This is a genomic window from Pseudoalteromonas thalassia (assembly GCF_049257215.1).
Classification (GTDB): domain Bacteria; phylum Pseudomonadota; class Gammaproteobacteria; order Enterobacterales; family Alteromonadaceae; genus Pseudoalteromonas; species Pseudoalteromonas lipolytica_C.
The window spans coordinates 1-24,569 of sequence record NZ_JBMMUE010000018.1; the positions used below are offsets into that span (position 1 = coordinate 1).

The following is a 24,569-nucleotide window of genomic DNA, read 5'->3' on the forward strand; positions in this document are numbered from 1 at the left end:
TTGGTGACAATAGCGTTTTGGACCCACCTGACCCCATGCCGAACTCAGTAGTGAAACGAAACAGCGCCGATGATAGTGTGGCATTTGCCATGTGAAAGTAGGACATCGCCAGGCTCCAAATTAGAGAAAGCCCGATTCGAAAGAGTCGGGCTTTTTTGCGTTTAAGCTATTTACACAATGTGCTCTGTTCAACCTACCAATCCAATTTACCCTTTGTTGCAATTTTAATCTTGGTTTAGTACCTGAGCTATGTAAAACTATTTGCGTTTTTAAACCACAATCAGGTGACATGAATGTCTCAAATAAAAGCTTGGAAACTTATTAGCCTGTTTTGTTTGGTAAGCTTGCTTATGGGCTGTGAGTCGAAAGAAGAGCAGCTTAAACAAACAATACAACAATCCATAGAAAAAGCTGAGGTTGAATTAAATCAGCTTGGTACAGCGCTTGATAATGGCTCTTTGCGTAATGCGACGATACTTAAACAATACGGACAGGTGCTTGCTGAGCAGCAGCCGCAACTTTCTGAGATCGCGCGAGTAATTAGTCTTGATGCCACTCGTGAAGGGGCTATCTATACAGGTCTTAAACAACGTTTAGCAGATGTTAAGTCTACTTATCTGATACCCCCTTATGAAGATACCCTTCATCAACTTGATCTTATTCGTGATGCTGCCAAGCCATCTTTATTTCAGGATGCGCTGACTGATCCTATTAATATGCTTGCCGATATGTCGCAGGGCTCACTAGCGCGGGTTGGTGCAATTAGTGAAGCAGCTGAAGGTGAAAGCGTTGGTAACCAATTAGTTGGCAACCCTAACTATGGGCAGTGGCAAACAAATAGCAGCGGTACCAGCTTTTGGGTTTGGTATGGAATGTATCGCATGTTGGGTGATGTATTTGACCGAGTTGAATATGGTCGCTGGAGCCGTCATAGAAAGTACAGTTATTACAATGACTATGGCCGTTACCGTTATTCGAGTCCAAAACAGATTAAAGCACAACAGACTGTAGAGACGCGAACTCGTCAGTCTTATCAACGCCAAGGTAAACAATTCACTAGTCCGTATGCCACTAAGCGCAGTGGTGCATCTGGATTAAGCCGTAGCAGCTATACGCCGCCACGCACACGTAGTAGCTATGCTTCTAGCAGTAGTTACAGTAAAAGCTCTGGGTCATTACGCAACAGCTCGAGCAGAACATCACGTGGCATTAGCCGCGGTAAGTAGTGAAAAGAATAACCACCGGAGTTACAACATATGTATGAATTTAATGGAATAACAACTTGGTCGTTGCAAGCTTTAGCAATCGACTTTGCAATCATTATCGCTTTATTTGTCAGCCTAAAATTTATCAAAGGCTGGGTGTCTAACTTACACGCTAATGATGAAATAACTGAGCGTGACAATTTTGCTTTTGGTATTAGTTTTGCTGCGGGGCTTGTGGCACTGGCAATTGTTCTTAGTGGTGTAAGCAGCGGCTCATTTGCACCAACCTTGCAACAAGAAGCATTACAAATGCTAGGTTATGGTGTGATGGCAATTGTGCTTATTAAGCTTGGTCATTTCTTCCAAGACAAGGTAGCGCTTCGTAAAGTGAGCCTGCATGACGAAATCGTAAAAGGTAACGCAACTGCTGCACTGATTGATTTTGGTCATGTAGTGAGTGTCGCTATTGTGATTCGCTCAGCTTTATTTTGGGTGGCAACCGAAGGCTGGCATGGTATTCCAATCGTGATCGCGGCCTTTGCAATTGGCAGCATTGCGATGCTACTGATCAGCCAATATCGAGTGCAGTTATTTAAGCGCACTAATCGCAGTGGTGACTGCTTACAACAGGCGGTTATTGACGGCAACTTAGCGGTAGGTATTCGTTACGCTGGCTTTTTAGTGGGTAGTGCATTGGCATTAACTGCTGCATCAGGTATTGCTCCTTATGCGGCTGACAATATTGTAGCTAGTTTAGGTTACTGGGCATTAAGTGCAGCGGTAAGTTTAGTTGCCTTCATTTTACTACACTTAGTGACTATCAAAATCATCCTATCTGGTTGTGATATTTCAGACGAAGTGAACCGTCAGAAGAACGTAGGTGTAGCCGCTATTTCAGCAGCGGTTTCATTTGCGATTGGTTCGACTATGGCAACCTTGTTAGGTGCCTAATTAGTGTCTACTACAACAAGCACCCCAAGTAGAGCCAATCTACTTGGGCATGATTTCCTATTAATATCTGTTATGGCCGTACTCGCTGGGTGCGGCCTTATTTATGAATACCTTCTATCTCATTATGCAGGTCGTGTATTAGGCTCGGTCGAGAGTGCCATATATGCCATGATTGGCACCATGATTGTAGCAATGGGTATCGGTGCATTTTTAGCGCGTTGGTTTAAAGATGCATTTACAGCTTTTGCTTGGCTTGAGAGCATTATTGCTTTGGTCGGCATGGGCTGTATTTTAGCGATTGCAAGTGTTATCGCTGTCAGTTATTCATTACCACATATCTTCTCTGAAATTTTTAACCTGCCTCCAGATACCGTACTTAACGGCTACGTGTTTGAAAAGCTGCAAGAGTGGTCGCGTTTCTTGCCCTATGTGTTTGGTCTATTGCTTGGGCTATTAATCGGTATGGAGATCCCGCTAATTGCGCGTATTCGTCAGCAAGTCTACGGGCGCTTTTTAGAAAACAATGCGGGTACCATTTACGGGGCAGATTATATTGGTGCCGGTGTCGGTGCTGCTATTTGGGTGAGTATTATGCTCGCGATGCCAATTATGCAAGCAGCAGCTTGGACGGCATTATTTAATATTATTGCCGGTCTCGTGTTCTTATGGCGCTATCATCAACATGTTCGCTTCGCTAAGCTACTGTTAATTTGTCATGGACTGTTGTTGGTGTTTTTTGCGTTTGTGCTTGTGCTTGGCACTAGCTGGATGAAAAACCTAAGTAATGTTTTATACAAAGATAAAGTCATCTACTCGCAAGCAACTAAGTATCAGCACTTGGTGTTAACTGAGCGTTTGAGTCGCAATCAGCCGAATACAATTACTGATCTTTATCTAAATGGCCGTTTACAGTTCTCAAGTGTGGATGAGCAAATTTATCATTCAATGCTTGTCTATCCTGCCATGTTGGCTTCAAATCGCCACGACCGTGTACTGATCATCGGCGGTGGTGACGGGCTGGCACTTCGTGATGTTTTGAAGTGGCCTGTAAAGCATGTCACCTTGGTTGATTTAGATGGTCAACTGTTAAACTTATTTGGCAATGATGTAGGTGACTATGATGCGCCAGAAGAGATCAGAACACGTTTAACAAGCCTTAATAATCACTCTATGAGCGATCCTCGCGCTGATATTCGTATTGCAGATGCATTTTTAGAAGTCGAAGCAATGCTGGCAAAAGGTGAGCGTTTTGATACTATTTTGATTGACCTACCAGACCCTAATCACCCTGATCTCAATAAGATGTACAGTGATTATTTTTATAATCATGTGCGTCAGCTATTGGCGCCTGACGGGGCTGTGGCTGTGCAATCAACATCGCCTTATCATGCGAAGAAAGCATTTTTGAGTATTGCTAAAACAATGAAAGCAGCTGGTTTTGGTTATGTTGAGCAATACCAGCAAAATATTCCTTCGTTTGGTCAATGGGGTTGGACAATCGCGACCACTGCTGGCAAATCAGCAAGTCAGCGAATTCGTGAAATTAACGAATTACCCGTGCCATCTCGTTGGGTAAGTAAAGAATATTTATTGGCTTCTTTTGTATTTCCGAATCATTTTTTTGAACAAGTAAACACGATTGAAGTCAATAGATTAGGTTCTGGAACCTTATATGATTATTACCGTCAAGCGTGGCAAGTTGAAACCGAATTGTACAAAAATTGATATTTTATAGTTGACATAATATGTCGGCTATGCAAATCTTAACTCAGACATAATATGTCAAAACGTAAAAAGGTGAGACATGGAATTAAATGAACTATCAATCAAACTGGCTTCTTTTGAAACAGAAGGTGTGAGCTTTGAGTCTTTCTTGATTGCCAACGAAGGTGAGCAAGATGTGTTACAAGTTATCGTCGATGGGAATGATGAGTTACCTATCTTTGTTACTCAAACAGAAGAGCAATTACTGTGTATTAGCTACCTGTTTGCTGAAGACGAAGTACAAGCAGATATGCGTAATGAGTTAAACGAAACGTTACTACGTTTAAATGTACCAATTCCATTAAGTGCATTTGCAAAAATTGATGATAAGTACGCTATTTTTGGCGCCTTATCGGTTAATTCATCGTTTGATGATATTACCCATGAGTTGGTAACACTGGCAGACAATGCGATTGATGCGCTTGAAGCCGTGACCATTTATTTAAACGATTAATTAGCAATTTCTGGAGTTAAGATTATGAGTATTTTAAAGAAACTATTTACAGCTGTACGTGGTGGCGCTCGTGAAGCAGGACAAGCAATTGTTGATGCAAACGGTATCCGTATCTTTGAACAAGAAATTGCTGATGCACAAAATGCCTTACAACGCGCTAAGAAAAGCCTGACTGAAGTAATGGCAAAAGAGATGCAAACGAAACGTAAAATTAGCGCACTAGATGCATCAATTGCTGAACATGAAGCGTATGCAGGCCAAGCGCTTGAAAAAGGCAACGAAGCTCTTGCATTAGAAATTGCTGAAAAAATCGGTGATTTTGAAGCTGAGAAAGCAGAGCACGAAGAAGTGTTAGCTGGTTTTAGTAACCACATTGTGCAACTAAAGCAGCAAGTTAAAGAAGCTGAAAAGTCGATTAAAGAAAACCAACGCCAATTAACGATGGTTAAAACGACAGAAAGTGTGCAGCAAGCAACAATGGCTGTAAACAGCACGCTAAATACGAATAGCTCATCAATGACATCAGCACGTGAGTCTCTAGAGCGTATTAAACAACGCCAGCAAGACCGCCAAGACCAGTTAGGTGCGGCTAAGCAATTAGAAGCTGACACTAACGGCGATGATTTAAAAGCGAAAATGGCTGAAGCGGGTATTGGTGATACGAGCCCGAAAAGCGCGGATATTTTGGCGCGTATTAAAGCAAAACAAAATAGCTAATCAGTTAACGGAAAGACAAAAGGTAACCCACGCACTGGGTTACCTTTTTTACTTCAACAAGGAGTCAGCCAATGTTTAACTTTTTTAAATCTAAAAAAGCTCCAGAGCGTCAGCTTACTGATCCAAGCCAATTACTCGTTGGTGATATGTTAACTGTGATTGATTCGTTTGCTTACCCAAGCTGGTTAAAAGGACAGACTTTGCGAGTTACTGATGTGCAAACGTATCAGTATCAACGTAGTGCAGAGTATGAGTTGGTACTCGAAAGCGAATCGGGCCAAGTGGTGTTTTTGCAAATCGAGTCAGATGACGGTGAACAGTGGGCACACTTTGCGATCAAAATTCAACGCGATGATGTTGATGAAATTTTTACTCTTGATGAGTTCGCTCGTATTTTTGATGAAGACGAATTAACGGCAATTAATGTACAAAATAGCCCAGAACGTTTTAGTCACTTTTTGGCATCGAGCTACAAACAAACAGAAGCACCTTATGTGTGTTATTTCCATAATAAGGACTACCGTAATAAGCCTTTACCTCGCTATGAAGACGAGGGCGGTGAGCCGTGTGAAATGATCTGTTTAAGCTCTGATGATGAATCGCATAGTTTAAATATTGAAATTTGGGAAGGCGGTGAAACAGAGGTATCACTGACGTTAACCAGACCAATTAGCGATATTGTTGACTTATTTCCTGGGGATGCCAAGTGAGTGATGCAAAAGCTAAGTGGCAGCGTCAGGAACAAGCAGTTAGAGCCACACAAATGGCGTTTGATTTAAGCTCTGAAGTGCAAAAATCAATTAAAAAGCAAGCCATTGACCAAGAGCTTACGCCATCAGATATGATCCGTAAGATTTTGGAGCTCGACGTTAAGTCGAAAAAAACTAGACAGCGTTTATCGTTTAACTTAAATGATGAAGAAATTGCCTTATTGGCTGAGCGGTTTGGTGTTGCTGCTGATGATAAGCGAGCTGTGAAACAGCGTGTGGCAGAACTACTCATTGCGCACAGTAAAAAAAGCTAAGGTTTTGCCTTTACTTCTTTAAGCCCTTACACTGAGACGAGATGTTTTAAAGAAGTGACATGACTTTGGATATTATTTTACTTGCGTATTTAGTTATTTTTGCATTATTTGGCACTGCAGCAAGTTACTTTGTTCGCTACATTTACGCTTACTGGGTGCATAATACAATGCAGGTAAAGTACATTTATAAGGCCGGGATTTGTATCATCAGCGTGGTGATAGTATCCGGCCTTATTGCATTGTTTACTTAATCTCGATTGCTTGGCACTGCTGCGAAATACACAGCGATTGTACCGGCAGGACTGGCGAGCAATCGTTAACGGTTAATGCTTGCTCAGATGACTTCTCAGCTGCTGTAATTCGCTCTGCAAGTTGCTCCGCTTGTTCTTGTGCGGTGTTTAACGTTGAATAGACCACATAGCGACTTGGGCCACCACATGCTCGTTCACCGACTTCTAACACCTTACATTGAAAGCTTGCATTACAGCTATTATTACTAACGATATCGTTCAGCTGATCATTTAAATCACCTAAATCAACGCGTGCAGAACTACCTGACGTTGTTGTTTCACAACCAGTTAAAGCAATACTTGCTAACACAGTTGTGGTGATGAAAAGTTTCTTAAAAGTCGATGAACGAACCATTATTGCTTATTCCTTAGTATACACTTGCCGCTGAGCCTTCGATTCTAACACAAGTATTCTCAGAACACTGCGCACCCGGTGCGGTTAGATGCTGACAAATACTCATCATGTCGTTTGCTGCGTTAAATTGCTTTTCAAGGGCGGTGATGTCTTTTGCAAGTTTTTCAACCTCAGCAGTGTTAGCTGTTTTGCTTGAATAAACAATGAAGCTACTTGGCCCACCACAGGCGCGACTACCAACAGGTAATACTTTACATTGGCTGCTGTTATCACAGCTTGGATCATCGATTAGCTGTTTAAGTTGTTCGTGGGCAGAGTTAATAGTGGCTTTATCTGGGGCTGCTTTGCTCACTTCTTCAGCGTTTTTTATTTCAACGGCTTTTGGCGCCTCGACAAGTTTATTGCTGGTTGCCGTTGATTCGGCTTGCTCATTATTGTCCGAACACGCAGTTAATAACACAGGAAATAAAATTGCCAATAGAGGATAGCGCATAACATACCTAAAAATCGTTGAATAAGTACTCACTATCATACACATTGCTCAAAGTGGAGCAATAAAAACGTTTGCTTTCAGTAAGTAGCTCTGTATTCACAGAGCTACAGTAGGATAAAAGTTCTATAAACCACCTTGGGTTAGTTTGGCAGGGTCAAGTAATTCACTCAATTCTTCGCGCGAAATATCAGTATGCTCTGCAGCAACATCAATAATAGGGCGACCTTCTTGGTAAGCTAATTTGGCAATTTTTGCCGCTTTGCTATAGCCGATCACCGGATTAAGTGCAGTAACCAGAATTGGGTTTTTAGCGAGCGCTTTATCAACATTGCTTTGGTTTACTTTGAAGCTGGCAATCGCTTTATCTGCCAGTGCTTCACTGCTATTTGCCAGCAGTTCAATACTTTGCAAAATGTTTAGGGCAATCACAGGTAGCATCACATTGAGCTCAAAATTACCTGCTTGACCAGCCACTGTAATGGTGGCGTCATTACCAATGACTTGTGCGCTGACCATAGCGGCAGCTTCAGGGATCACTGGGTTTACTTTACCCGGCATAATTGATGAGCCCGGTTGTAAGGCTTCAAGCTCAATTTCACCAAGGCCAGCAAGAGGGCCTGAGTTCATCCAGCGTAAGTCATTGGCTATTTTCATTTGTGCTACGGCAAGTACCTTTAGCTGACCTGACAGCGCAACAATGGCGTCTTGTGATCCTATGTTGTAAAAGAAGTTTTTGCTTGGGCTAAAGCGAATACCGACATTCTCACTCAAGTGCTGGCAAAACTCACCGGCAAACGCAGGGTCGGCATTAATACCGGTACCTACGGCTGTGCCACCTTGCGCAAGTTCACAAACTCGCTCAAGTGCTTGGCGAATCCCAGCCATTGCATGATCCACTTGTAACTGCCATGCCGCCAGTGTTTGTGCAAAACTCACAGGCATAGCATCCATTAAATGAGTGCGGCCAGTTTTCACAATATGACCCACTTCGGCTTGTTTGTTTTGTAGGCTTTGACTGAGCTTATCAAGTTTAGGAAACAATTCATAAATGATGTTAATGGCGCTACTTACTGCAATCGCAGTAGGGATCACATCATTTGAGCTTTGTCCCATGTTCACATCATCGTTGGGGTGAATGGTTTCGCCTGCAAATTTACTCGCTAGTGTTGCAATAACTTCATTGGCATTCATGTTTGAGCTAGTACCTGAGCCGGTCTGAAATACATCAACAGGAAACTCTGAAAAATGTTTACCGTCGATGATCTCTTGGCATGCTTGCTCAATTGCTTTTGCTTTACCTTGGCTCAAATGGCCTAAAGCTGCATTGCTTTGCGCGGCAGCTTGTTTAATGTAGGCAAGGGCGGTGATAAATTGCTTAGGCATGGCTAAGCCACTAATTTTAAAATTATTGATAGCACGTTGCGTTTGAGCTTGATACAAAGCATTGGCAGGGACTTGTAGTTCACCCATGCTATCTGATTCGGTTCTAAATTGGCTCATAAACACTCCTAAATCGGGTTAAATTCTTGGCTGAGAAGGCACGCTTCTCGCTCCAAACTGAAATACTTTTCAATACAGTTATGAGTTTTGTAGTAACGCTTTAGCGCAAGTTGCGGTTTATAAAGCTGGGCCAAACATTGTTTACGAATTGCATTATGCACTAATGAATCACACATCTTATCAAGTAGTTCATGAAAGGTGCGTCTTAGATACAGCTCTTGCAAAATAAAGTTGTGATGTTTTTCGTAATAGCGTGCAATGTTCAAACCCGCTTCAACATAGTTAGCAACAAGTGCAGGGGCATGTAGCCCTGGTCTTTGGCAAACACATTTCATTTGCCGCTGATACTGGAGCATAGCATTGTGAGAGTGCATAGAAAAACCGATTAGCTGTAATGATAATAGTTATCATTACAGCTAATCGGTTTTAGTGCAAGTCTTATCTAGTGTAGCTAAGACTGAATGGATTAACTGTGTGTGATTAATTGTAGCCGAGAATAAAAATCTGGTCTGTTTCATGTTTTTTCGGCGCCTGTACATTTTCTTTGTTACATTGAGAAAGAAGATCGATCACGGTTGCTCTGTCGTCACAACTTGTTAAGGCGGCTTTTTCGCTTTCAGCACGTTCGCTGGCTGCAAGTGCTGCATCTACAGCAGTGTAGGGTGAGATATACATAATATTGCTCCTATTGGTTAACTCACTTAGGAAATAGCATAAGCTGTACCAATATTGATCAATAAATTTAACTTGTTGAAAATAATGGTTTTATATTTTTAACTAATAAATTCACCGCGACTTTATTATTTATTTTTGCTTTACTGTTGTGCACTAATTACCAAACATGGTGCACTAATTTGTATGGATAAACCCTTCTCTCAAGCCTGTGAAAACAATAAGTCACCTATTTTAAACGTATTAGAAGCGTTCTTTTCTGATGTGACGGATGTATTAGAAGTCGGCTCAGGTACTGGGCAACATAGTGTGCATTTTGCAACGCATTTAGCACATTTGCAGTGGCATTGCAGTGATCGCGAGGTTAATCACCCAGGGATTTTACAATGGCATCAAGAAGCTGCATTAACTAACTTGCATGCGCCACTGACACTCGACCTTAATGATCCTTGGCCGGTTGAAACTGTGAATGCCATTTTCACCGCGAACACAATGCACATTATTAGCTGGCCACTGGTGGAGCGCTTTTTCCAAGGTGTAGCAAAGCATTTAGCGCCAAAAGGTAAACTGTGTATTTATGGACCATTTAAATATCAAGGTAAGTTTACCAGTACCAGTAATGCTGAATTCGATGCGTTTTTAAAACAGCAAGATGCACATAGTGCAATCCGTGATTTTGAAGCGATTTGCCAACTTGCAGAGCAAGCTGGCTTAACCTTGGTTGAAGATGTGCAAATGCCAGCGAATAACCAATTATTGCTGTTTAAAAGGCAGTAAGCTTTCGCATTGGGCTTTATAGAGCGCCATATGTTGGCGTTCTCTACTAATAAAATCGCTAATGGCAGCTGCAAACTCAGTGTGCTGAATATGATGCAATGAATAGGTATTTACGGGCTTAAAACCGCGACTTATTTTATGCTCACCTTGTGCGCCAGAATGGAACTGTTTAAGTTTGTTGGCAATGCAGTATTCAATGCCTTGGTAATAGCAAAGCTCAAAGTGCAAACTATCGAGCTCATAGTTCGCTCCCCAATAACGACCATACAAACAGTTCTGATCTTTAAAACTGAGAGTGGCGGCAATCACCTCTCCTTGATATTTAGCGAACATTAGCACCAGTTTGTCGGCCATGCTTTGCTGCAATAACTCGAAAAAGGCGGTATTCAAATATCCATTGTGGCCTGAGCGTTTTAAATAGGTTTGGCGGTAAAAATGACTAAATTGCTGCATGTGCTGCTTGCTGATGTCAGTACCTTCGAGCCATTCTATGACTATCTGTTGTTCAGTTATTTTAGCGCGTTCTTTTTTGAGCGATTTACGCTTTCTTGCGGTGAGTGAAGCTAAAAAATCATCAAAGCATTTATAGTCTTCATTAAACCACTGAAACTGCACGCCATGACGTTGCATTACGGTGTCGCTAGTTAATGCAGTCGCTTGTTGCTGGTGGCAAAAATTTATATGCCAACCTGACCAGCCTAACTGCGCTGCTGTTGCTGTGAGTATGTGCTGAATGTAAGCAAAGACTTCAGCGGGGGCTACATAGTTAATACTAACTCTTTGCCCTGCAATAGGCGTGAATGGTACGCCACACAGCCATTTAGGGTAATATTCTAAGCCATGCTGTTGATAAGCTTCAGCCCAAGCCCAGTCAAATACATATTCACCATAAGAATGATGTTTTAGATACCCCGGTAGTAAGGCTATGACCTGTTCTTGCTGGTAAATTGCTAAGTGCATGGGTTGCCAGCCCGACTCTTCACTCACACAGCCACTTTGTTCTAGAGCCGCTAAAAAAGCGTGATCAGTAAAGGGTGTATCATCAAAAAATGACTGCCAAAGTGCGGCATCAATCTCGCTTATTTGATTAAACCAGCGGTGACTAAACTCACTCATTGTGCAGCCGATTCTATATCTTTGATGAAGTTGTTGATATGCATAGCTAGCTTATCGAAATAAGGGTTAAACGTGAGTCGTGCAAAGGGTTTGTGTGCTTGTAAATTTTCGGCTGTGCGCTCACCCATCACGATGTCTTTTTGGTATTTGCAGGCTGTATAAAGCTTATCGTCATCTAAGTAGCTGCCGCAATTGCGATACGAAGCTTTACGGCCATAGTAAGGGTTACTGGGTTTATTAACGATACCAATGTGTGACATCCCTTTGATCTTTTTACAGTCATCGGTATCGCAGTCATCACGGATTATGTGGTAATCAGCAGGAAAGTTGGCTGGAATATTATCGTCGTCACCGTAGTAAACTAGCCGATCAAGCTGGTTATTTTTACGCGCTTTTGGGTCGTGCAGTTTAGCTAGTAATTTAAAGGTCGCTTGATTATCTATTGTGGTGTCAACATCACTAAAGGTGCTAAATATTGCGACATTCGGCAGTTGACGATAACGAAGCTCATCAAGGCTAATACGGCTCATTGCTTCGTGGCTAGCTGAAGCTGCACTAAATGGAAACGACTCATACTTAGCAAAATCCAGATCCGCGTCTTTATCAATCCAATTAACAAATGGAATTGCATCGACCCATTTGGCCAACCAACCGTTTTTATTGTGTGGCTCACTTGCTGGTGAAAACAACATCGCAGCAGTAATTTTATTATCAACAGGAGCTTGAGTTAAGTAATCAACAACCAGTGCTGCACCCGTTGAGTAGCCCCCTAATATTACCTGATCAAAGTCTTTTAATGTGCGCTCAATGGCATACACACTGGCTTTTCGCCAATCATCAGCATCAACCTCTTGTAAAGCTGCTGCGGCAGTACCATGCCCCGGCAGTAAAATTGTGCGAACTGTATAACCTTGTTGATAATACACCTGTGCAAGGTCATGGTAGGTGAATGGAGAGTCGGTTAAACCATGGATTAAAAGTACAGCTTTGCGGCTATCGGCCTGTTTAAGTTCGAATGGGCTAATTAAATCGGCAATTGTTGCGTTAGCAGGTCGAGAACCTTGTGCAACAAGTTGCTGATAGGTATCGGTATAAACTGGGCATGGTAAGTTCGCTCGCGGATTTTCACTGCTAATTTCAAGGTAAGCAGCGGTTAAATAGTCACTAAATGCTTGCTCGATATTATAGCTAAAGGTGCTATGGCTGCGTGGTAATGGCTCTCTAAACAGTCCTTCGCGCTTACTTTTCATCATCAAAGCTTGGTCTTCAAGCTGAGAAAGGCAGGTTTGCTGCTGTGCCATTAATGGGCTGCTAAATAGTCCACTGATGGCCAAAGAGATAGCAACTAAGTTTATGAATTTCATATTTTAAGCGTCCTTTTAAAGCCTGTTTTTAGCTTATCGAGTTATGTTTTATTTGCAAGCAAGCTGCGTCAAGCTAGCGGTAAATGGCGCTTAGTGAATGCTTGTTTTAAGACCACCGTCGACTCGATGTTAGCAATACAATCAATACTACCTAATTTATGTTTCACAAAGCTTTCATAGCTTTCTAAATCTGTAGCAACAATCTTGAGTAGATAATCATAACTACCTGAAATAACTGAGCACTCAAGCACATGTTCAAGTTTTGCTACTTGTTGTTCAAATTGCTCAGCAGCGGCAACTGAGTTTTGGTTTAAGCGTACAAAGGCATACACAGACACGTTTAAATTAACCGCTTTAGGATTAATTGCAGCATGGTAACCACTGATCACATTCGCTGATTCGAGCTTTTTAATGCGGCGCAGACAAGGGGTATCTGACAGGCTAACAGACTGTGCCAGATCTGAGACAGAAGTTCTTGCATTGTCTTGTAGAGCATTAAGTAATTGTTGGTCTTTTTTATCTAATTTCATTTTAATTTGAGTGATTTTCACTAATCTAGGTGGATTCTAGTCTATATTTTGGCGATTAGCACTCATTGAACTCTGTTAACATTATCGCAATATAATTATTTTGGAGTGAGCCTGTGACTGAGAACACCAAGGCATTTGATAGCTGGCTTCGCACTCGTTTTGTTGAGATCAATAGCGAACTAGAAAAACTATATTGGCAACAAGACGATAAAGCGAATGTAGAGGGTGTCGGTGAGCACCTTAAACGTCAATTAGAGCAAGAAGGTAATGAGCATATTCGTGCTTTACTTGCAGAGGGTAATACCGATGAAGGGTTTGATAACGCCTTCGACTTATTAGGTAATGTTGGCTTGTATATGGCGGCATGCCGCCGTCATGAGATTACTGAGCCTTCTCGTGAAACAAGCTCACCCCTTGTTGAAGCCTCTGCATTGGCAATGCACATCGGTGCATCTATTGGTGTTACCCCGCGTTTTGCAACGGCGCATTTAACCACCCACAACAAAGCGGTTGATGGTTTGTATAAGCGCTTTACGGACCTTGAAGATGAGAAAATCTTTGTTGATTATAATACCAAGGGCATTTTAGCGTATAAGCGTGCAGCGGATGCTTTATTAAAAATTCAGCCGTTAGGAATATCGCACCCTATAACGGCAGATTTACTTGCCGTGGCAAAGCAAGCACTGCTTGATGTAATTGAGTCGAACAATACGTTATACAACAAGCTTGATACAGACCGCTTTTTCTATTGTGTACGCCCGTATTACAAGCCTTATCGAGTAGGTAAAGAGGTGTATCGTGGTGCGAATGCCGGTGATTTTGCGGGCATTAATGTCATCGATTTATTGCTTGGTCTTTGTTTTGCCAATGAACCTAGCTACTCGCAAATGCTGGTGGATAAATTCTTGTATATGATGCCTGAAGATCAGCAGATTCTGCGTGAAAGTATGCGTATGACAAGTATTATGGATGACTTTTTAGCAGCAGAAGCTGAGCGCGATAGCGAGTGGCTACAAACTAACTTAAAGCTGTTTATTCAGGTGTGTAAACTGCATGGTGATACTGCGATTGGTCACCATAATCAATTGGTTAGTAAATACATTGCGCAACCTTCACAGCAAATGCAGCAACAACATATGGATAAAGTTACTGCCAGTGGGCCGCCTTTACATGTATTACTTAACTCATTAGAGCAGTTACGTGATCGCCGTGCGGCAGCAAAACGGGATGATATTCGCACCCGTTTCGATGATTTAACTAAGTTAAAACAGTGGATTAAGTAATGAATAAAGACGATTTTGTAATTCCACAAGGCAGCTATTTACTTAACCACTCTGTTGGGCGACCATTAAAATCTGCTGAGCAGCATTTCCATCAGCAGTTTTTTGCCGCTTGGCAAAATGAAAATAAAGAGCCATGGCAACAGTGGTTGCAAGGTGTAGAGGCGTTTACGAGTAGTCTCGCTAAATTATTTAACTCGCACAGTGAGTTGTTTTGTCCACAAGTTAACTTATCGAGTGGTTTAACAAAGCTTTTGATGTCGCACCCGCGACTTCAACAAGAAAATTGTAAAGTGTTGATGGCCGAAAGTGACTTTCCAAGTATGGGTTTTGCAATGCAAAAAGCCTTACCGGAAAGTACTGAAATCGTGTTTATTGATAAGCATGAAGATTTAACCAGTGCGCAGGTTTGGCAGTCATATTTAGCGAATAATGATATTGATTTAGTCTTTATTAGCCATGTTTACTCAAACACGGGTCAACAAGCGCCTATTCACGAAATTATAAATATCGCGAAACAACACAACACATTGAGCTTACTTGATGTTGCGCAGTCTGCGGGTATTTTAGAGGTCGACTTAACTAAGCTTGATGCTGATTTTATGCTGGGCTCGAGTGTAAAATGGCTATGCGGTGGGTCTGGTGCTGCTTATTTATGGGTTAACAGCAAGCAGCTATCCCTTTGTCAGCCAAAAGATGTTGGTTGGTTTTCACATCAAAACCCGTTTGAATTTGATATTAAGCACTTTGCTTATCATCAAACCGCGCTACGCTTTTGGGGCGGTACCCCTTCAGTTGCACCTTATATTTTGGCATCCCATAGTATTAATTACTTTGCAGAGCTTGGGATTGAGAAAGTACGCGCTCATAACTTAGCTATGCTCGCTCAGTTTCATGACCAATTAGCTGATTATATGCGCTCACCAATACAGGCTGACAAATGCTCTGGAACGGCCATTATGCATTTTGGCGAGCAACAAGCGGTTGTTAAAGCTGCGCTTGAAGCTGCGAATATCGCTGTTGATGAGCGTCACTTAGGTTTAAGAGTCTCTGCTCATATTTATAATGATCAGCAGGATATTGATACATTTATCAAGACTGTGAAAAGCGCTTTATAACAAAACGCTTAATTAAGTGTTATTGCGAGTTGGTATTAGATTAAGTGCTTGTCGGGCTTTTGCTTTGACTGAACGCCAGTGCGTCATTGGTTTTTCGGGGACCAGCGCTAAAATTTGCTCAAAGTCGATGTCATCAATACCGACTTCGTTACTGTGGGCAAACATAATCCGTTTTGGTTGTAAGGCTTTTAACATCAGTAAAGAGTTTAAATACAGCTTTGGGTAAAAAACAGGAAAGGGTGGCACGAGCTGCCCTTTTACTTTTACCAGTAAATCAGCAATGTAAATTCGTTTGCTGGGAATATGGTATAAGCTGATATCTCGGTCGGTATGACCGGGGGTGTGAAGTGCTTGCCAGTCATCAAAGCCGGGTAAAATTGCATCGGTAGCAAGATAATAGTCGGCATCGAGGTGGCGGCTGTACCAAAGGTTGTGGCGTTTTTTATTTAACCTCCCCGCAACCCACCAAGCCAAAGCGATATCGGTTAAATGCATTAAAAAGCCATCAATACCTCTATACCATTGGCCAGGGGCATTCGACGTGGCTATTTTGCCACCGCTTAACTTTCTTAATGCATGCGCACCACCGGCATGATCTGGGTGCATGTGGGTAACTACAATTAGTTTTAGGTCGGTAACAGGGCGCTTTAGTTGCTCGGTGATATAATCAAACACGGTATCAACATCGGCACGGCAACAGCCATCAAGCAGCATTAGTTTGTCTGGATATTCAACCAAATAGATGTTTTGAATATAACCTTCTAAAGTATGAATGTGCATTGCTACATAAGGCCTTAATAATTTAATAAACCCTGTTATAGCATGTCTGACCAGTTTAGGTAAGTTAGAAGTCTTGCTTCTCTGTAAGTAGCCTTTTACTCTCTTCTAGTTTTTCAATCTGCTTATTTATGATACTTAACTGGCTGTTATAGTAGGCATTGATGCGCTCACTTTGTTTTTTAATGGCATCATCGATCGATGCTGCACCTAGTCTATTTGCAGCATCTTGGGTCATTTCGTACACTTTTTTTATACGCTCGTTTTGCTTTTTTTGTAATTCTTTACTTTCTAGTTTTAAGCGCTCAATTTCGCGATCAGCTTCTTTGATTTTGAGAAAGTTTTCAACACTTAGCTCATTTGTCTCTTGCGTTTTTTCTGGTGGTAGCTTGGTTTTGGGTGGTGGAGTGATATTAACTATTTCGGCATCTTTACCACATGGTTGCTGCGAAAACGTGGCAACATTATCGATCATGCATTTATAGATCGTGGCTTGGCTGTAAAAGCTGAGCAACAAGGCTGCAGCGAAAGAGGCAAAACGGAGCATAGCACTAATCACTTTGACTAATATATACATTTAGCATGCATGAAATTGGCTGAAGTGTGCAAGTTTTTTAGGCATAAAAAAACCGCTAAAAAGCGGTTTTAAATAATAAAATGGTGGAGAAGGAGGGATTCGAACCCTCGATAGAGCTACAAACCCTATACTCCCTTAGCAGGGGAGCGCCTTCGGCCACTCGGCCACCTCTCCAACGCATAATTCTGATTGTAACTTGCTGAAATTAATCAACAAATAAAAATAAGTGGTGGAGAGATAGGGATTTGAACCCTAGAGGGGCTACAAACCCCTGCCGGTTTTCAAGACCGGTGCATTCGACCACTCTGCCATCTCTCCACGTCGTGATGCGAGAATAATACTTAGCTGAATCGGCTGTGTAAATAGGAAAAAGTTTGTTTGCTTGTTTTTTGAGCGTAATAAGGACGTTTTTTGTAAAAAGGTTTAATTTTTTGCTGTTTTTGACTTAAAAGAAGAGGGTTGGGGCAGTAAACGGAGGAGCTAAAGAAGGATCTTCGTTAGTGGTTGGTTGTTTACTGCACCGATAAAGTAACCATGGTTGGGGGTTACTTGTGTTGTACTGCGCCGCCAAGTGCTAACTTTTTGCCGTAGCGATTAAGCTTTGCCAACATTTTTGCTTTGCGGTTTGTTGGTTTTACGGCAACATGAGCTGCTGCGTTTTGGTTTAATGTATTAATTGGGTTCATTACTTTGCTCCGGGTTGTGTTTGGTTGAAAACGTGAGTATTTTGCAACCAAACTGAACAAAAATAAAACGATAAAAATTGAGTCTGCCGGATAACTTTTTCTAATCCGAAAGTCTTTCATTAACATAGGGTTAAGTTTTTATATCTGCAGAGCTTTGCATGCTTATGCAGTTGTTTTTGTGTTGAAGTATCAGTAAATAAAAGGTTTTTAATTGTCGTTACTTTGATTTATGCGTTTTTAGAGTAAGAAAGTGACTAATTATTCAGATTAATATAATTTGAACGAGTGTGGTGTTTTTACCATGCAAGAAAAGAAGTGCCATTAATGTTGATAATAATAAAGCCAAGTGACAAAAAAAATCATAAAAATAGTGTTGATTGGCTACTAAAAGAATGTAAAAAAAGACAGATTGAGCCTGAGTTATATTTAACCATAGGCAATTTTCTTCAAGATTGCGCGAATATTGCCCTTTTAGCTAAAAGCCAGACACAAGTTGTGGTAATTGGTGGTGATGGGACGCTACATTTAGCTGTTAATGCATTAATGACGAGCGATTGTTCTATCGCCTTAATTCCTGCAGGTACTGGTAATGATTTTGCTCGCGGCTTTGCGCGCAAGCAGCAAGCTTGGCATGACGCTGTTTTCAATAGCCGTACTGAGCTCATTGATATTGGGCAAATAAATCAGCGTTATTTTATCAATGTAGCGGGGATAGGTTTTGATGCTGAGGTGGTAACTCAATTAAACAAAGCCGGAAGTTTTAGCTCGTTTGGCTACACTTGGCAGGGTATCAAGCAGCTATTTTCATTTCAGGCACGGTCACTTCAGGGTGAATTTAATGGTAAACCACTTAGCTACAGTAATTTAGCGACGATTTTTGCTAATCATCATTACTTTGGTGGTGGCTTAAAGATTGCTCCTCGGGCAAAGTTAAATGATGGTCAGCTTGATTGTTACTGCATGCCAGCAGATGGTTTGTTGAAAAACCTGATTAGCTTTTTATATTTACTACTTGTGAAACATCATAGTTTAAAAAGGCTGAAATATACCTGTTTAACAACTGCGGAAGTAACCACCAAAGGGCTTAGTATTGAGGCTGATGGAGAGCTCGTTGGTTTTACACCAGCCAAAGTTAAGGTGCACAAACAAGCGCTTCGTTTTCATGTGCCATAAAAAAGCGCCGGCATATTTTGCCAGCGCTTGGTGTTAGAGGTGACCTTGCCACATCTAACTGGGGACGGAGCTTTTTTGCTGTAGGTTACGTGCAGCAAAAAATGCTTTAATTTGTCGAGTTGGAGTTAGCACGATAGCATTACCGAATAACACTAGGCTAAAGCCCATAAAGGTATTCGCTTGCCATTCGAATCCTTCAAATAAGGTACTTAATACCACTGCAACCAGTGGGAATAATACGATTACGTAGCTTGCGCGCTCAGGGCCAATATTTTTAAGTAGTGCGAAGTAACAAGCAAATGCGATTACGGTACCAAACACAGCTAAATAGAAAAGCGATACCCAATAACTGGTTGGGGCATTCAATGTAAGCTCAACATCGCTTACTAAAACATACGCTGCTAGGCCTAAAGCGCTGTATAACATACCCCAGGCATTGCCCTGAAGTACGCCAATGTTTCGCTGAGAGTTTCGAACACTGACCATATTACCCAATGAAGCCACAAAGGTCCCAGATAGCGCAAGTAGTAACCCGACCAATGCACCATTACTCAAGTCGAATTGCTGAATTTGTGGCCAAAACAAGCTTGCAATACCCATTACGCCGAGCAGAGCACCAAAGTAAATTCGTTTCGCAATTGGCTTTGCGAAAAACAAGCGGGTGTTAATAATGTTCATCAATAACAACATCGAAAAGGCAATTGAAGCCATTGCTGAGGTAAGGTAGTTCTGCGCCCAATACAGTACTAAATAATTTAAACCAAAGTTAAATAAAGCTAATAATGCAAAAAAGCCGTGATCACGCAGTGAATATTGCATAGGAAGTTTTTTTACGAGTACAAAGGCCCACATTAAAATGGCTGCAATGGCAAAGCGATAAAATAAAGAGACCTCAACAGCGACATCACCCAGTTGAAACTCAATAGCAAGCCAAGTCGATCCCCAGATCAGTACTGTAGCAAGGTAGAGAGCAGCGCTTTTCATAGTTAGTACCTAAAAATTGAAAGTATGTTCATTTTAAATCGCTTCTGTATACTTAACATATACAGAAAACTAGAAATGCAACCTATACAGTTTGGTGGGCTATGTCACAAGTAATCAGTCGTAGTAACAGTGAGTTCTTATATCAACAAGTTATTCAGTTAGTTAGAGATCTTTGTTTGCAAGGCTCGTTATTACCAGGTGAAAAATTACCTTCACTCAGAAAAATGGCTGACAAGCTTAATATTAGTATTCCGACGGTAAAACAAGCGTATCAATTACTTGAAGGACAGGGGCTCATTGAAGCCAGAGAAAAGTCAGGTTACTTTTTAAAGTCTTCACAATTAAATCAGTCGCGGCCAAAGCGAGTCAAGCTGAGTCGAGAACCTACCACAGTCAACAAACAAGGCTTAATAGAACAAGTATATAGCGCTATCCACAAAGCTAATGTGGTGCCATTTGGTATTGCCAATCCTGTGGCCGCTGCACCGACAGATAAAGCATTGGCAAGAACCATGCGTCGGGTTATGACGCTCGCTGGCGCCTCGGCAATTAATTACGGTCCGATGGATGGCTTTGCACCACTTAAAAAACAACTCATTCATCGTTATTTAGACTTCGGCATTGGGGTTGATAGCGATGAATTAGTGATCACCAATGGCGCTCAAGAGGCGTTGGCGATAGCCCTTAAGTGTGTCGCTAAACCCGGAGATGTTATTGCTATCGAGTCGCCTTGCTATTTTGGCATTATCGAATTAATTGAAAGCTTAGGTTTAAAGGCACTGGAAATACCGCTGTGTCCTGATGAAGGAATATGGCTAGATGACTTGGCTCAAGCACTCGATGAACATGATATAAAAGCGTGTGTATTTTCTACCTCATTAAATAACCCGGTTGGCAGCTTTATGCCTGATGCCAAGCGTGAACAATTGGTGGCACTTTTAGAGCAGCGCGATGTCGTGCTTATTGAAGATGATGTTTATGGCGACCTACATTTTACAGCTAAGCGAGCGACTCCTGCACAAGCTTATTCAAAAAAGGGTTTAGTGATCACCTGCGCGTCATTTTCAAAAACAGCTGCGCCCAGTTACCGTATTGGTTGGATCATTGCCGGTAAGTTTGCTGAACAAGCAAGGCGCTATAAAAGGGCGCTTAGTTGCTCTGCGCCACTTATTAATCAGTGGACCTTGTATGAATTTATAGCCACTGGCGAGTACGATCGTAATATTCGTTTACTAAGACAGCGCTTAAGTACCAACAAAGAGCGTATGATCTGGTGTTTGCAGCAGCACATGCCAAGTTGTGCACGTATAAGTAACCCGCAAGGGGGTTGTGTTATTTGGGTTGATCTTGGTAGCCAATATGATGCGGTAAAATTATTTCATTTGGCACTTGAAGCGGGGATCAGTATTACTCCAGGGCTGATATTTTCAGCGGGTAAAAAGTACCGTAGCTGTTTTCGCTTAAGTTATGGCTTGCCTTGGTCTGAAAATTTAGAGCAGGCGATTAAAACGTTATCGCAACTTACTGTGCTGGCCAAAAAATAAAAAAGCGCAGAGCAAGCTCTGCGCGAAAGGACCAAGTGTTTTGGTTCAGGGATGTTAATTCATTACTCTGCGTTTTGTTTGAAGATAAAAAGTTGATACTCTTTTAGTTCTGGTACTAGCGCCACTAACTCTTGCTCTTTATGAGCGATATCAGCAAAGCTGCCGCATAATGCATCTGCACGCTCTTCAAGTTGAGCTGCCTGTGTTTCAACGCGCGCTTCTATTTGTGCGCCCATGTTTTCCATACGTTGTTCAAACTCATTCATGTCGCCACCCGAACCTAAAAGTTCAGAGCCTAGCGCGACCAAAATACTGCCCATTGATTGCATCATGGCTGATTCAACTGCTGATTCGATTTGCTCATCGAATTGGTCTTCAAAGTTTTGACCAAATTTTTCAAAATTTTGCTGACCCATTGTGAACGCACCTTGTTGATAGAAGGCGTTTTGCACTTCTACGCTGATATCGTCCATTAATTCTGAAATGTCGTTTAGGCCGTCAATGTTGAAGGCTTTTGACACTTCTTCAATTGCTACGCCTGCTATTTTTACGCCATCAAGTGCGATATTTGCGACTTCAGGAAGTTGGCTGCGTAAGCTGTCTGAGTAATCTGCAATTGCTTGCTGTTGTGAAGCATCAAGCGATACGCTTTGACCATCGATATACAAAGTGTGCTGATCGATGATTTTCATAGAGCGATTATCGGCTGTGTATACTTCTAACTCGCTTGGTGTGATGCGTACATCATTTTTAAATTCAACATCACATTGCTCACCGCTGAATGAAATATTTGTATCATTATCGTTATGAGCCATTGCGCTGGTAGCGATAAATAAAGAACTTACTAACAATAACTTTTTCATTTTTTTCTTTCCTGTTTGAAATGACATTTAGACATAATCAAACTTAATGCCAAATTTATATTTTTATTTTATTTCATAGGGTTATCATTTTATTAAGTGTAGTTAGAAGTTATGAGGATTAAATTTTTAACTAAAATTTGGTCAAATTAACTAAAAAATAAACATGCATAAATGGGTTTTATCGAAACGATAAAAAACTCTCACTTTTCAGAATCCGAATTTAGCGCTATTTATTCACAATATTGACATATCACCCATTTAGCATGGCGATATGGCTTTATTTTGGTGGTTTTTTACATACTAATTAATCACTGAGCTTTTTAAACTTTGCCAATTCACAGAGCAAACTTTAAATTTGTGAAATTGGTCTCAAACACTTTATGGAGTGGGTTGTGGGTAAGACATTTAGTTATGATGCGCTAGATGACGATTTTGTTGAAGACGAGTACGAAATGGTTGGGCGTAATCAACATGACAAAAAAAAGCAACGCGTTAAGAAGAAGCTAGAAGATTATCTTGAGCAAAAACGCTTACGCAGAAACTTAGGCGAAGACGACTTTGACGAGTACATGAACGACTAAGCATAAATTTAAATAAAGAGGCATTTTGCCTCTTTATTGCTTATTGGCATGTGATTTTATTTGTTTATTGCGGCAATAATCTCAGCTTCGATCTGCTCTGGTTTTGTTAAAGGAGCAAATCGTTTAATAGCTTTGCCATCTTTACCAATTAAAAACTTGGTGAAGTTCCATTTTATTTTGCGGGTAATAAACCCAGGTAACTCTGATTTTAGGTATCTAAAAACAGGGTGGGCATGTTCGCCATTTACATCGACCTTGCTCATCATCAAAAAGCTAACGCCATAGTTAATTAGGCAGCCCTCTTTTATTTCTTTAGCATCTCCCGGTTCTTGCTTACCAAACTGATTACATGGAAAGCCGATAATGACGAGGCCTTGATCATGGTATTTTTCGTGGAGTGCTTGCAAGCCTTCATACTGAGGGGTAAAGCCACATTTACTCGCCGTATTTACAATTAGAACGACTTTATTTTCAAAGTCATTAAAATCAATAGTTTGACCTTGAAGGCTGGTGGCACTCAGTTGATAAAATTCACTCATAGGTATCACTTATTATTATTGTTGAATTAATTCTAACCCGCTTTAGATAGGTATAAAAGTATAAATTTTAATCACACTTTATACCTTATAGCCAACTGTGAGCAGTGTTAGAGTTGATGTCAGTTTTTTAAACTCAAAGTATGTTGCTCTGAAAGGCCAAAGTACAAATTTAGCGACAAAAAAGATTAACTTAAAATGATAAATAGCCCCATGCCTGCAAGCGTGGTGTAATAAATGTTATGTGTTTTATATGCGACAATAATGGCTAATACAGCCGCACTTAAATAAGGGTTTTGCCAATCTAAGTTAATCTCTCCCTCATTTATAAAGACGATGGGTACCCAAATTGCGGTAAGTACCGCAGGGGCGCTAAAACTTAAAAATTGTTGCATTTTCGGGCCGACTTTAAACGGTAATGCGCGGTGCAAAAATAAGTAACGTGTGAAAAAGGTAATACACGCCATCAATAAAATGGTGGTCATCATAGTGTATGCACCTCTTTTGCTTGCCAGCGACTAATTAAATAACCTACTGTCATGGCTATTAGCGCTGCAGTCACTAACCATAGCTGAAAGCCTTGGCTTTTTAAAAGCGTAGCGACAACGCCAGCGGTGAGCACAGTAGCCAACGTAGCAAGGTTCTTTACACCTGGAATAACTAAGGCAATAAATGTGGCAGCAATGGCAAAATCAAGCCCAAGGTCTGTTAAGTCAGGCAGTAAGCTACCCGCGACTATGCCAAGCAAAGTCCATATATTCCACGCAATATAAAAACTAAATCCTGCACTGAGCGCGTAAATAAGGCGCACTTTTGTTCGGTAGGCTTTGCGATGGTGCGAAAACGCAAATAATTCATCTGTGAGTACAAAGCTAACAGGAAGGCGCCAACGAAAAGGTTGATCAATGACTTTGTGGCGAATAGCTAAACCATATAGAAAGTGCCGCGAGCTAATAATGAGTGTGGTAAACAATATAGTAAGCAAAGGGGTATTGCCGGCCATTAATTCAATTGCGACTAGCTGCGCAGAGCCTGCAAATACCAACAATGACATTGCTTGTGTTTCTAAAGCACTAAAGCCATTTTGGACGGCTAACGAGCCACATAAAATGCCCCAAGGTAACACTGCAAGGCACAAGGGGAGCATATCGAAAAACCCTTTTAGTAATGCTCTTATTGTTGATTTATGCATTTTATCGCTCATGTTTGTTGTTGTGGCTCAGATCAAAACAGCTGAA

The 24,569-nt window shown here is 41.3% G+C and carries 30 protein-coding genes, 2 tRNA genes and 1 rRNA gene; 15 read left to right on the top strand and 18 right to left on the bottom strand.

The genetic code is table 11. From position 1 onward, the window contains the following. The 9 genes from rrf to AAEU31_RS17500 all read left to right on the top strand — a co-directional run bounded on the left by rrf (position 1) and on the right by AAEU31_RS17500 (position 6,366). Positions 1 to 114 (top strand): 5S ribosomal RNA (gene rrf, locus AAEU31_RS17460). Positions 115 to 293: 179 nt separating this feature from the next. After that, the gene (locus AAEU31_RS17465; protein WP_135923112.1) at positions 294 to 1,226 is read left to right on the top strand and encodes a CHAD domain-containing protein; all 933 of its coding nucleotides are present in this window, start codon (positions 294 to 296) and stop codon (positions 1,224 to 1,226) included. 30 nt (positions 1,227 to 1,256) lie between these two features. Continuing rightward, the gene (locus AAEU31_RS17470) at positions 1,257 to 2,156 is read left to right on the top strand and encodes a DUF350 domain-containing protein (protein WP_135923113.1); all 900 of its coding nucleotides are present in this window, start codon (positions 1,257 to 1,259) and stop codon (positions 2,154 to 2,156) included. A gap of 72 nt (positions 2,157 to 2,228) precedes the next feature. Continuing rightward, the gene (locus tag AAEU31_RS17475; protein ID WP_421967922.1) at positions 2,229 to 3,881 is read left to right on the top strand and encodes a polyamine aminopropyltransferase; all 1,653 of its coding nucleotides are present in this window, start codon (positions 2,229 to 2,231) and stop codon (positions 3,879 to 3,881) included. 79 nt (positions 3,882 to 3,960) lie between these two features. Beyond that, positions 3,961 to 4,374 (top strand): YjfI family protein, encoded by a 414-nt coding sequence (locus tag AAEU31_RS17480; protein ID WP_063700564.1) that lies wholly within the window; start codon positions 3,961 to 3,963, stop codon positions 4,372 to 4,374. Between the two features lie 24 nt (positions 4,375 to 4,398). Beyond that, on the top strand, positions 4,399 to 5,091 hold the full coding sequence (locus tag AAEU31_RS17485; RefSeq protein ID WP_135923115.1) for a PspA/IM30 family protein: 693 nt from the start codon (positions 4,399 to 4,401) through the stop codon (positions 5,089 to 5,091). 71 nt (positions 5,092 to 5,162) lie between these two features. After that, complete coding sequence (locus tag AAEU31_RS17490) at positions 5,163 to 5,801, top strand: DUF4178 domain-containing protein (RefSeq protein ID WP_135923116.1); 639 nt, start codon at positions 5,163 to 5,165, stop codon at positions 5,799 to 5,801. Beyond that, positions 5,798 to 6,115 carry a hypothetical protein gene (locus AAEU31_RS17495; protein ID WP_063700569.1) on the top strand — a complete coding sequence of 106 codons (318 nt, stop codon included), beginning with the start codon at positions 5,798 to 5,800 and terminating at the stop codon, positions 6,113 to 6,115. Before AAEU31_RS17490 ends, AAEU31_RS17495 begins: the two co-directional genes overlap by 4 nt. 65 nt (positions 6,116 to 6,180) lie before the next feature. Further along, the gene (locus tag AAEU31_RS17500) at positions 6,181 to 6,366 is read left to right on the top strand and encodes a hypothetical protein (protein WP_054554683.1); all 186 of its coding nucleotides are present in this window, start codon (positions 6,181 to 6,183) and stop codon (positions 6,364 to 6,366) included. Here AAEU31_RS17500 and AAEU31_RS17505 read toward each other — a convergent pair. The 5 genes from AAEU31_RS17505 to AAEU31_RS17525 all read right to left on the bottom strand — a co-directional run bounded on the left by AAEU31_RS17505 (position 6,359) and on the right by AAEU31_RS17525 (position 9,428). Beyond that, positions 6,359 to 6,760: a hypothetical protein gene (locus tag AAEU31_RS17505; protein WP_138557902.1), complete on the bottom strand. Its 402-nt coding sequence runs from the start codon at positions 6,758 to 6,760 to the stop codon at positions 6,359 to 6,361. The genes AAEU31_RS17500 and AAEU31_RS17505 overlap by 8 nt on opposite strands. 13 nt (positions 6,761 to 6,773) lie before the next feature. Beyond that, positions 6,774 to 7,253 carry a hypothetical protein gene (locus AAEU31_RS17510; protein ID WP_421967887.1) on the bottom strand — a complete coding sequence of 160 codons (480 nt, stop codon included), beginning with the start codon at positions 7,251 to 7,253 and terminating at the stop codon, positions 6,774 to 6,776. A gap of 123 nt (positions 7,254 to 7,376) precedes the next feature. Further along, entirely contained in the window at positions 7,377 to 8,753 is a 1,377-nt protein-coding gene (locus AAEU31_RS17515; protein ID WP_135923119.1) for a class II fumarate hydratase, read from the bottom strand. Between the two features lie 8 nt (positions 8,754 to 8,761). Next, positions 8,762 to 9,088 carry a hypothetical protein gene (locus tag AAEU31_RS17520; protein WP_421967888.1) on the bottom strand — a complete coding sequence of 109 codons (327 nt, stop codon included), beginning with the start codon at positions 9,086 to 9,088 and terminating at the stop codon, positions 8,762 to 8,764. 145 nt (positions 9,089 to 9,233) lie between these two features. Next, a complete protein-coding gene (locus tag AAEU31_RS17525) occupies positions 9,234 to 9,428 on the bottom strand; it encodes a hypothetical protein (RefSeq protein WP_054554610.1) in 195 nt (64 codons plus the stop codon). Between the two features lie 183 nt (positions 9,429 to 9,611). Here AAEU31_RS17525 and AAEU31_RS17530 point away from each other — a divergent pair, with 183 nt between their 5' ends. Further along, complete coding sequence (locus AAEU31_RS17530) at positions 9,612 to 10,202, top strand: DUF938 domain-containing protein (RefSeq protein WP_421967889.1); 591 nt, start codon at positions 9,612 to 9,614, stop codon at positions 10,200 to 10,202. Here the strand turns inward: AAEU31_RS17530 and AAEU31_RS17535 are convergent. The 3 genes from AAEU31_RS17535 to AAEU31_RS17545 all read right to left on the bottom strand — a co-directional run bounded on the left by AAEU31_RS17535 (position 10,179) and on the right by AAEU31_RS17545 (position 13,212). Continuing rightward, positions 10,179 to 11,318 carry a GNAT family N-acetyltransferase gene (locus AAEU31_RS17535; protein ID WP_421967890.1) on the bottom strand — a complete coding sequence of 380 codons (1,140 nt, stop codon included), beginning with the start codon at positions 11,316 to 11,318 and terminating at the stop codon, positions 10,179 to 10,181. The two genes, AAEU31_RS17530 and AAEU31_RS17535, sit on opposite strands and share 24 nt — an antisense overlap. Continuing rightward, positions 11,315 to 12,682 carry an alpha/beta hydrolase gene (locus AAEU31_RS17540; RefSeq protein WP_421967891.1) on the bottom strand — a complete coding sequence of 456 codons (1,368 nt, stop codon included), beginning with the start codon at positions 12,680 to 12,682 and terminating at the stop codon, positions 11,315 to 11,317. Before AAEU31_RS17540 ends, AAEU31_RS17535 begins: the two co-directional genes overlap by 4 nt. A gap of 68 nt (positions 12,683 to 12,750) precedes the next feature. Then, entirely contained in the window at positions 12,751 to 13,212 is a 462-nt protein-coding gene (locus AAEU31_RS17545; protein ID WP_138557897.1) for an Lrp/AsnC family transcriptional regulator, read from the bottom strand. A 113-nt stretch (positions 13,213 to 13,325) separates the two neighbouring features. Here AAEU31_RS17545 and AAEU31_RS17550 point away from each other — a divergent pair, with 113 nt between their 5' ends. Next, positions 13,326 to 14,495, top strand: coding sequence for a PrnB family protein (locus AAEU31_RS17550; protein WP_135923124.1), 1,170 nt, complete (start codon positions 13,326 to 13,328; stop codon positions 14,493 to 14,495). Next, positions 14,495 to 15,610 carry an aminotransferase class V-fold PLP-dependent enzyme gene (locus AAEU31_RS17555; RefSeq protein WP_421967892.1) on the top strand — a complete coding sequence of 372 codons (1,116 nt, stop codon included), beginning with the start codon at positions 14,495 to 14,497 and terminating at the stop codon, positions 15,608 to 15,610. The genes AAEU31_RS17550 and AAEU31_RS17555 overlap by 1 nt, the downstream gene beginning before the upstream one ends. 12 nt (positions 15,611 to 15,622) lie before the next feature. Here the strand turns inward: AAEU31_RS17555 and AAEU31_RS17560 are convergent, their stop codons facing one another. From AAEU31_RS17560 to AAEU31_RS17580, 5 genes are all read right to left on the bottom strand, one after another. Further along, the gene (locus AAEU31_RS17560) at positions 15,623 to 16,390 is read right to left on the bottom strand and encodes an MBL fold metallo-hydrolase (protein ID WP_421967893.1); all 768 of its coding nucleotides are present in this window, start codon (positions 16,388 to 16,390) and stop codon (positions 15,623 to 15,625) included. Positions 16,391 to 16,454: 64 nt separating this feature from the next. Then, the gene (locus AAEU31_RS17565) at positions 16,455 to 16,934 is read right to left on the bottom strand and encodes an RNA-binding protein (protein WP_281547353.1); all 480 of its coding nucleotides are present in this window, start codon (positions 16,932 to 16,934) and stop codon (positions 16,455 to 16,457) included. Positions 16,935 to 17,045: 111 nt separating this feature from the next. Beyond that, positions 17,046 to 17,138 (bottom strand) — tRNA-Ser (locus AAEU31_RS17570). 53 nt (positions 17,139 to 17,191) lie between these two features. Beyond that, positions 17,192 to 17,282, bottom strand: a tRNA-Ser gene (locus AAEU31_RS17575). Positions 17,283 to 17,509: 227 nt separating this feature from the next. Continuing rightward, entirely contained in the window at positions 17,510 to 17,650 is a 141-nt protein-coding gene (locus tag AAEU31_RS17580; protein WP_167350231.1) for a hypothetical protein, read from the bottom strand. A gap of 324 nt (positions 17,651 to 17,974) precedes the next feature. On the opposite strand from AAEU31_RS17580, the gene AAEU31_RS17585 reads away from it, so the two are divergent. Further along, positions 17,975 to 18,823 carry a diacylglycerol/lipid kinase family protein gene (locus AAEU31_RS17585; RefSeq protein WP_421967894.1) on the top strand — a complete coding sequence of 283 codons (849 nt, stop codon included), beginning with the start codon at positions 17,975 to 17,977 and terminating at the stop codon, positions 18,821 to 18,823. Positions 18,824 to 18,877: 54 nt separating this feature from the next. Here AAEU31_RS17585 and AAEU31_RS17590 read toward each other — a convergent pair whose 3' ends face one another. Then, the gene (locus AAEU31_RS17590) at positions 18,878 to 19,807 is read right to left on the bottom strand and encodes a DMT family transporter (RefSeq protein ID WP_135923129.1); all 930 of its coding nucleotides are present in this window, start codon (positions 19,805 to 19,807) and stop codon (positions 18,878 to 18,880) included. A 101-nt stretch (positions 19,808 to 19,908) separates the two neighbouring features. Between AAEU31_RS17590 and AAEU31_RS17595 the strand changes: the two genes are divergently transcribed. Further along, a complete protein-coding gene (locus AAEU31_RS17595) occupies positions 19,909 to 21,351 on the top strand; it encodes an aminotransferase-like domain-containing protein (protein ID WP_421967895.1) in 1,443 nt (480 codons plus the stop codon). Between the two features lie 62 nt (positions 21,352 to 21,413). Here AAEU31_RS17595 and AAEU31_RS17600 read toward each other — a convergent pair whose 3' ends face one another. After that, positions 21,414 to 22,214, bottom strand: coding sequence for a YggN family protein (locus AAEU31_RS17600; RefSeq protein ID WP_235383899.1), 801 nt, complete (start codon positions 22,212 to 22,214; stop codon positions 21,414 to 21,416). Positions 22,215 to 22,606: 392 nt separating this feature from the next. On the opposite strand from AAEU31_RS17600, the gene AAEU31_RS17605 reads away from it, so the two are divergent. Further along, complete coding sequence (locus AAEU31_RS17605) at positions 22,607 to 22,795, top strand: PA3496 family putative envelope integrity protein (protein WP_036974357.1); 189 nt, start codon at positions 22,607 to 22,609, stop codon at positions 22,793 to 22,795. 56 nt (positions 22,796 to 22,851) lie between these two features. Here the strand turns inward: AAEU31_RS17605 and AAEU31_RS17610 are convergent, their stop codons facing one another. From AAEU31_RS17610 to AAEU31_RS17620, 3 genes are all read right to left on the bottom strand, one after another. Further along, positions 22,852 to 23,334: a glutathione peroxidase gene (locus AAEU31_RS17610; RefSeq protein ID WP_421967896.1), complete on the bottom strand. Its 483-nt coding sequence runs from the start codon at positions 23,332 to 23,334 to the stop codon at positions 22,852 to 22,854. 185 nt (positions 23,335 to 23,519) lie between these two features. After that, on the bottom strand, positions 23,520 to 23,819 hold the full coding sequence (locus AAEU31_RS17615) for an AzlD domain-containing protein (RefSeq protein ID WP_135923134.1): 300 nt from the start codon (positions 23,817 to 23,819) through the stop codon (positions 23,520 to 23,522). After that, on the bottom strand, positions 23,816 to 24,523 hold the full coding sequence (locus AAEU31_RS17620) for an AzlC family ABC transporter permease (protein ID WP_421967897.1): 708 nt from the start codon (positions 24,521 to 24,523) through the stop codon (positions 23,816 to 23,818). The genes AAEU31_RS17615 and AAEU31_RS17620 overlap by 4 nt, the downstream gene beginning before the upstream one ends. Positions 24,524 to 24,569 lie beyond the last annotated feature (46 nt).

Bases quoted from the DNA above. Each gene is read 5' to 3' on its own strand.
- AAEU31_RS17590 (WP_135923129.1), bottom strand. From the start codon at position 19,807: ATGAAAAGCGCTGCTCTCTACCTTGCTACAGTACTGATCTGGGGATCG.
- AAEU31_RS17475 (WP_421967922.1), top strand. From the start codon at position 2,229: ATGGCCGTACTCGCTGGGTGCGGCCTTATTTATGAATACCTTCTATCT.
- AAEU31_RS17535 (WP_421967890.1), bottom strand. From the start codon at position 11,318: ATGAGTGAGTTTAGTCACCGCTGGTTTAATCAAATAAGCGAGATTGAT.
- AAEU31_RS17615 (WP_135923134.1), bottom strand. From the start codon at position 23,819: ATGATGACCACCATTTTATTGATGGCGTGTATTACCTTTTTCACACGT.
- AAEU31_RS17600 (WP_235383899.1), bottom strand. From the start codon at position 22,214: ATGAAAAAGTTATTGTTAGTAAGTTCTTTATTTATCGCTACCAGCGCA.
- AAEU31_RS17520 (WP_421967888.1), bottom strand. From the start codon at position 9,088: ATGAAATGTGTTTGCCAAAGACCAGGGCTACATGCCCCTGCACTTGTT.
- AAEU31_RS17610 (WP_421967896.1), bottom strand. From the start codon at position 23,334: ATGAGTGAATTTTATCAACTGAGTGCCACCAGCCTTCAAGGTCAAACT.
- AAEU31_RS17490 (WP_135923116.1), top strand. From the start codon at position 5,163: ATGTTTAACTTTTTTAAATCTAAAAAAGCTCCAGAGCGTCAGCTTACT.
- AAEU31_RS17560 (WP_421967893.1), bottom strand. From the start codon at position 16,390: ATGCACATTCATACTTTAGAAGGTTATATTCAAAACATCTATTTGGTT.
- AAEU31_RS17470 (WP_135923113.1), top strand. From the start codon at position 1,257: ATGTATGAATTTAATGGAATAACAACTTGGTCGTTGCAAGCTTTAGCA.
- AAEU31_RS17485 (WP_135923115.1), top strand. From the start codon at position 4,399: ATGAGTATTTTAAAGAAACTATTTACAGCTGTACGTGGTGGCGCTCGT.
- AAEU31_RS17540 (WP_421967891.1), bottom strand. From the start codon at position 12,682: ATGAAATTCATAAACTTAGTTGCTATCTCTTTGGCCATCAGTGGACTA.
- AAEU31_RS17545 (WP_138557897.1), bottom strand. From the start codon at position 13,212: ATGAAATTAGATAAAAAAGACCAACAATTACTTAATGCTCTACAAGAC.
- AAEU31_RS17515 (WP_135923119.1), bottom strand. From the start codon at position 8,753: ATGAGCCAATTTAGAACCGAATCAGATAGCATGGGTGAACTACAAGTC.
- AAEU31_RS17620 (WP_421967897.1), bottom strand. From the start codon at position 24,523: ATGCATAAATCAACAATAAGAGCATTACTAAAAGGGTTTTTCGATATG.
- AAEU31_RS17525 (WP_054554610.1), bottom strand. From the start codon at position 9,428: ATGTATATCTCACCCTACACTGCTGTAGATGCAGCACTTGCAGCCAGC.
- AAEU31_RS17530 (WP_421967889.1), top strand. From the start codon at position 9,612: ATGGATAAACCCTTCTCTCAAGCCTGTGAAAACAATAAGTCACCTATT.
- AAEU31_RS17505 (WP_138557902.1), bottom strand. From the start codon at position 6,760: ATGGTTCGTTCATCGACTTTTAAGAAACTTTTCATCACCACAACTGTG.
- AAEU31_RS17480 (WP_063700564.1), top strand. From the start codon at position 3,961: ATGGAATTAAATGAACTATCAATCAAACTGGCTTCTTTTGAAACAGAA.
- AAEU31_RS17580 (WP_167350231.1), bottom strand. From the start codon at position 17,650: ATGAACCCAATTAATACATTAAACCAAAACGCAGCAGCTCATGTTGCC.
- AAEU31_RS17555 (WP_421967892.1), top strand. From the start codon at position 14,495: ATGAATAAAGACGATTTTGTAATTCCACAAGGCAGCTATTTACTTAAC.
- AAEU31_RS17595 (WP_421967895.1), top strand. From the start codon at position 19,909: ATGTCACAAGTAATCAGTCGTAGTAACAGTGAGTTCTTATATCAACAA.
- AAEU31_RS17465 (WP_135923112.1), top strand. From the start codon at position 294: ATGTCTCAAATAAAAGCTTGGAAACTTATTAGCCTGTTTTGTTTGGTA.
- AAEU31_RS17565 (WP_281547353.1), bottom strand. From the start codon at position 16,934: ATGCTCCGTTTTGCCTCTTTCGCTGCAGCCTTGTTGCTCAGCTTTTAC.
- AAEU31_RS17585 (WP_421967894.1), top strand. From the start codon at position 17,975: ATGTTGATAATAATAAAGCCAAGTGACAAAAAAAATCATAAAAATAGT.
- AAEU31_RS17510 (WP_421967887.1), bottom strand. From the start codon at position 7,253: ATGCGCTATCCTCTATTGGCAATTTTATTTCCTGTGTTATTAACTGCG.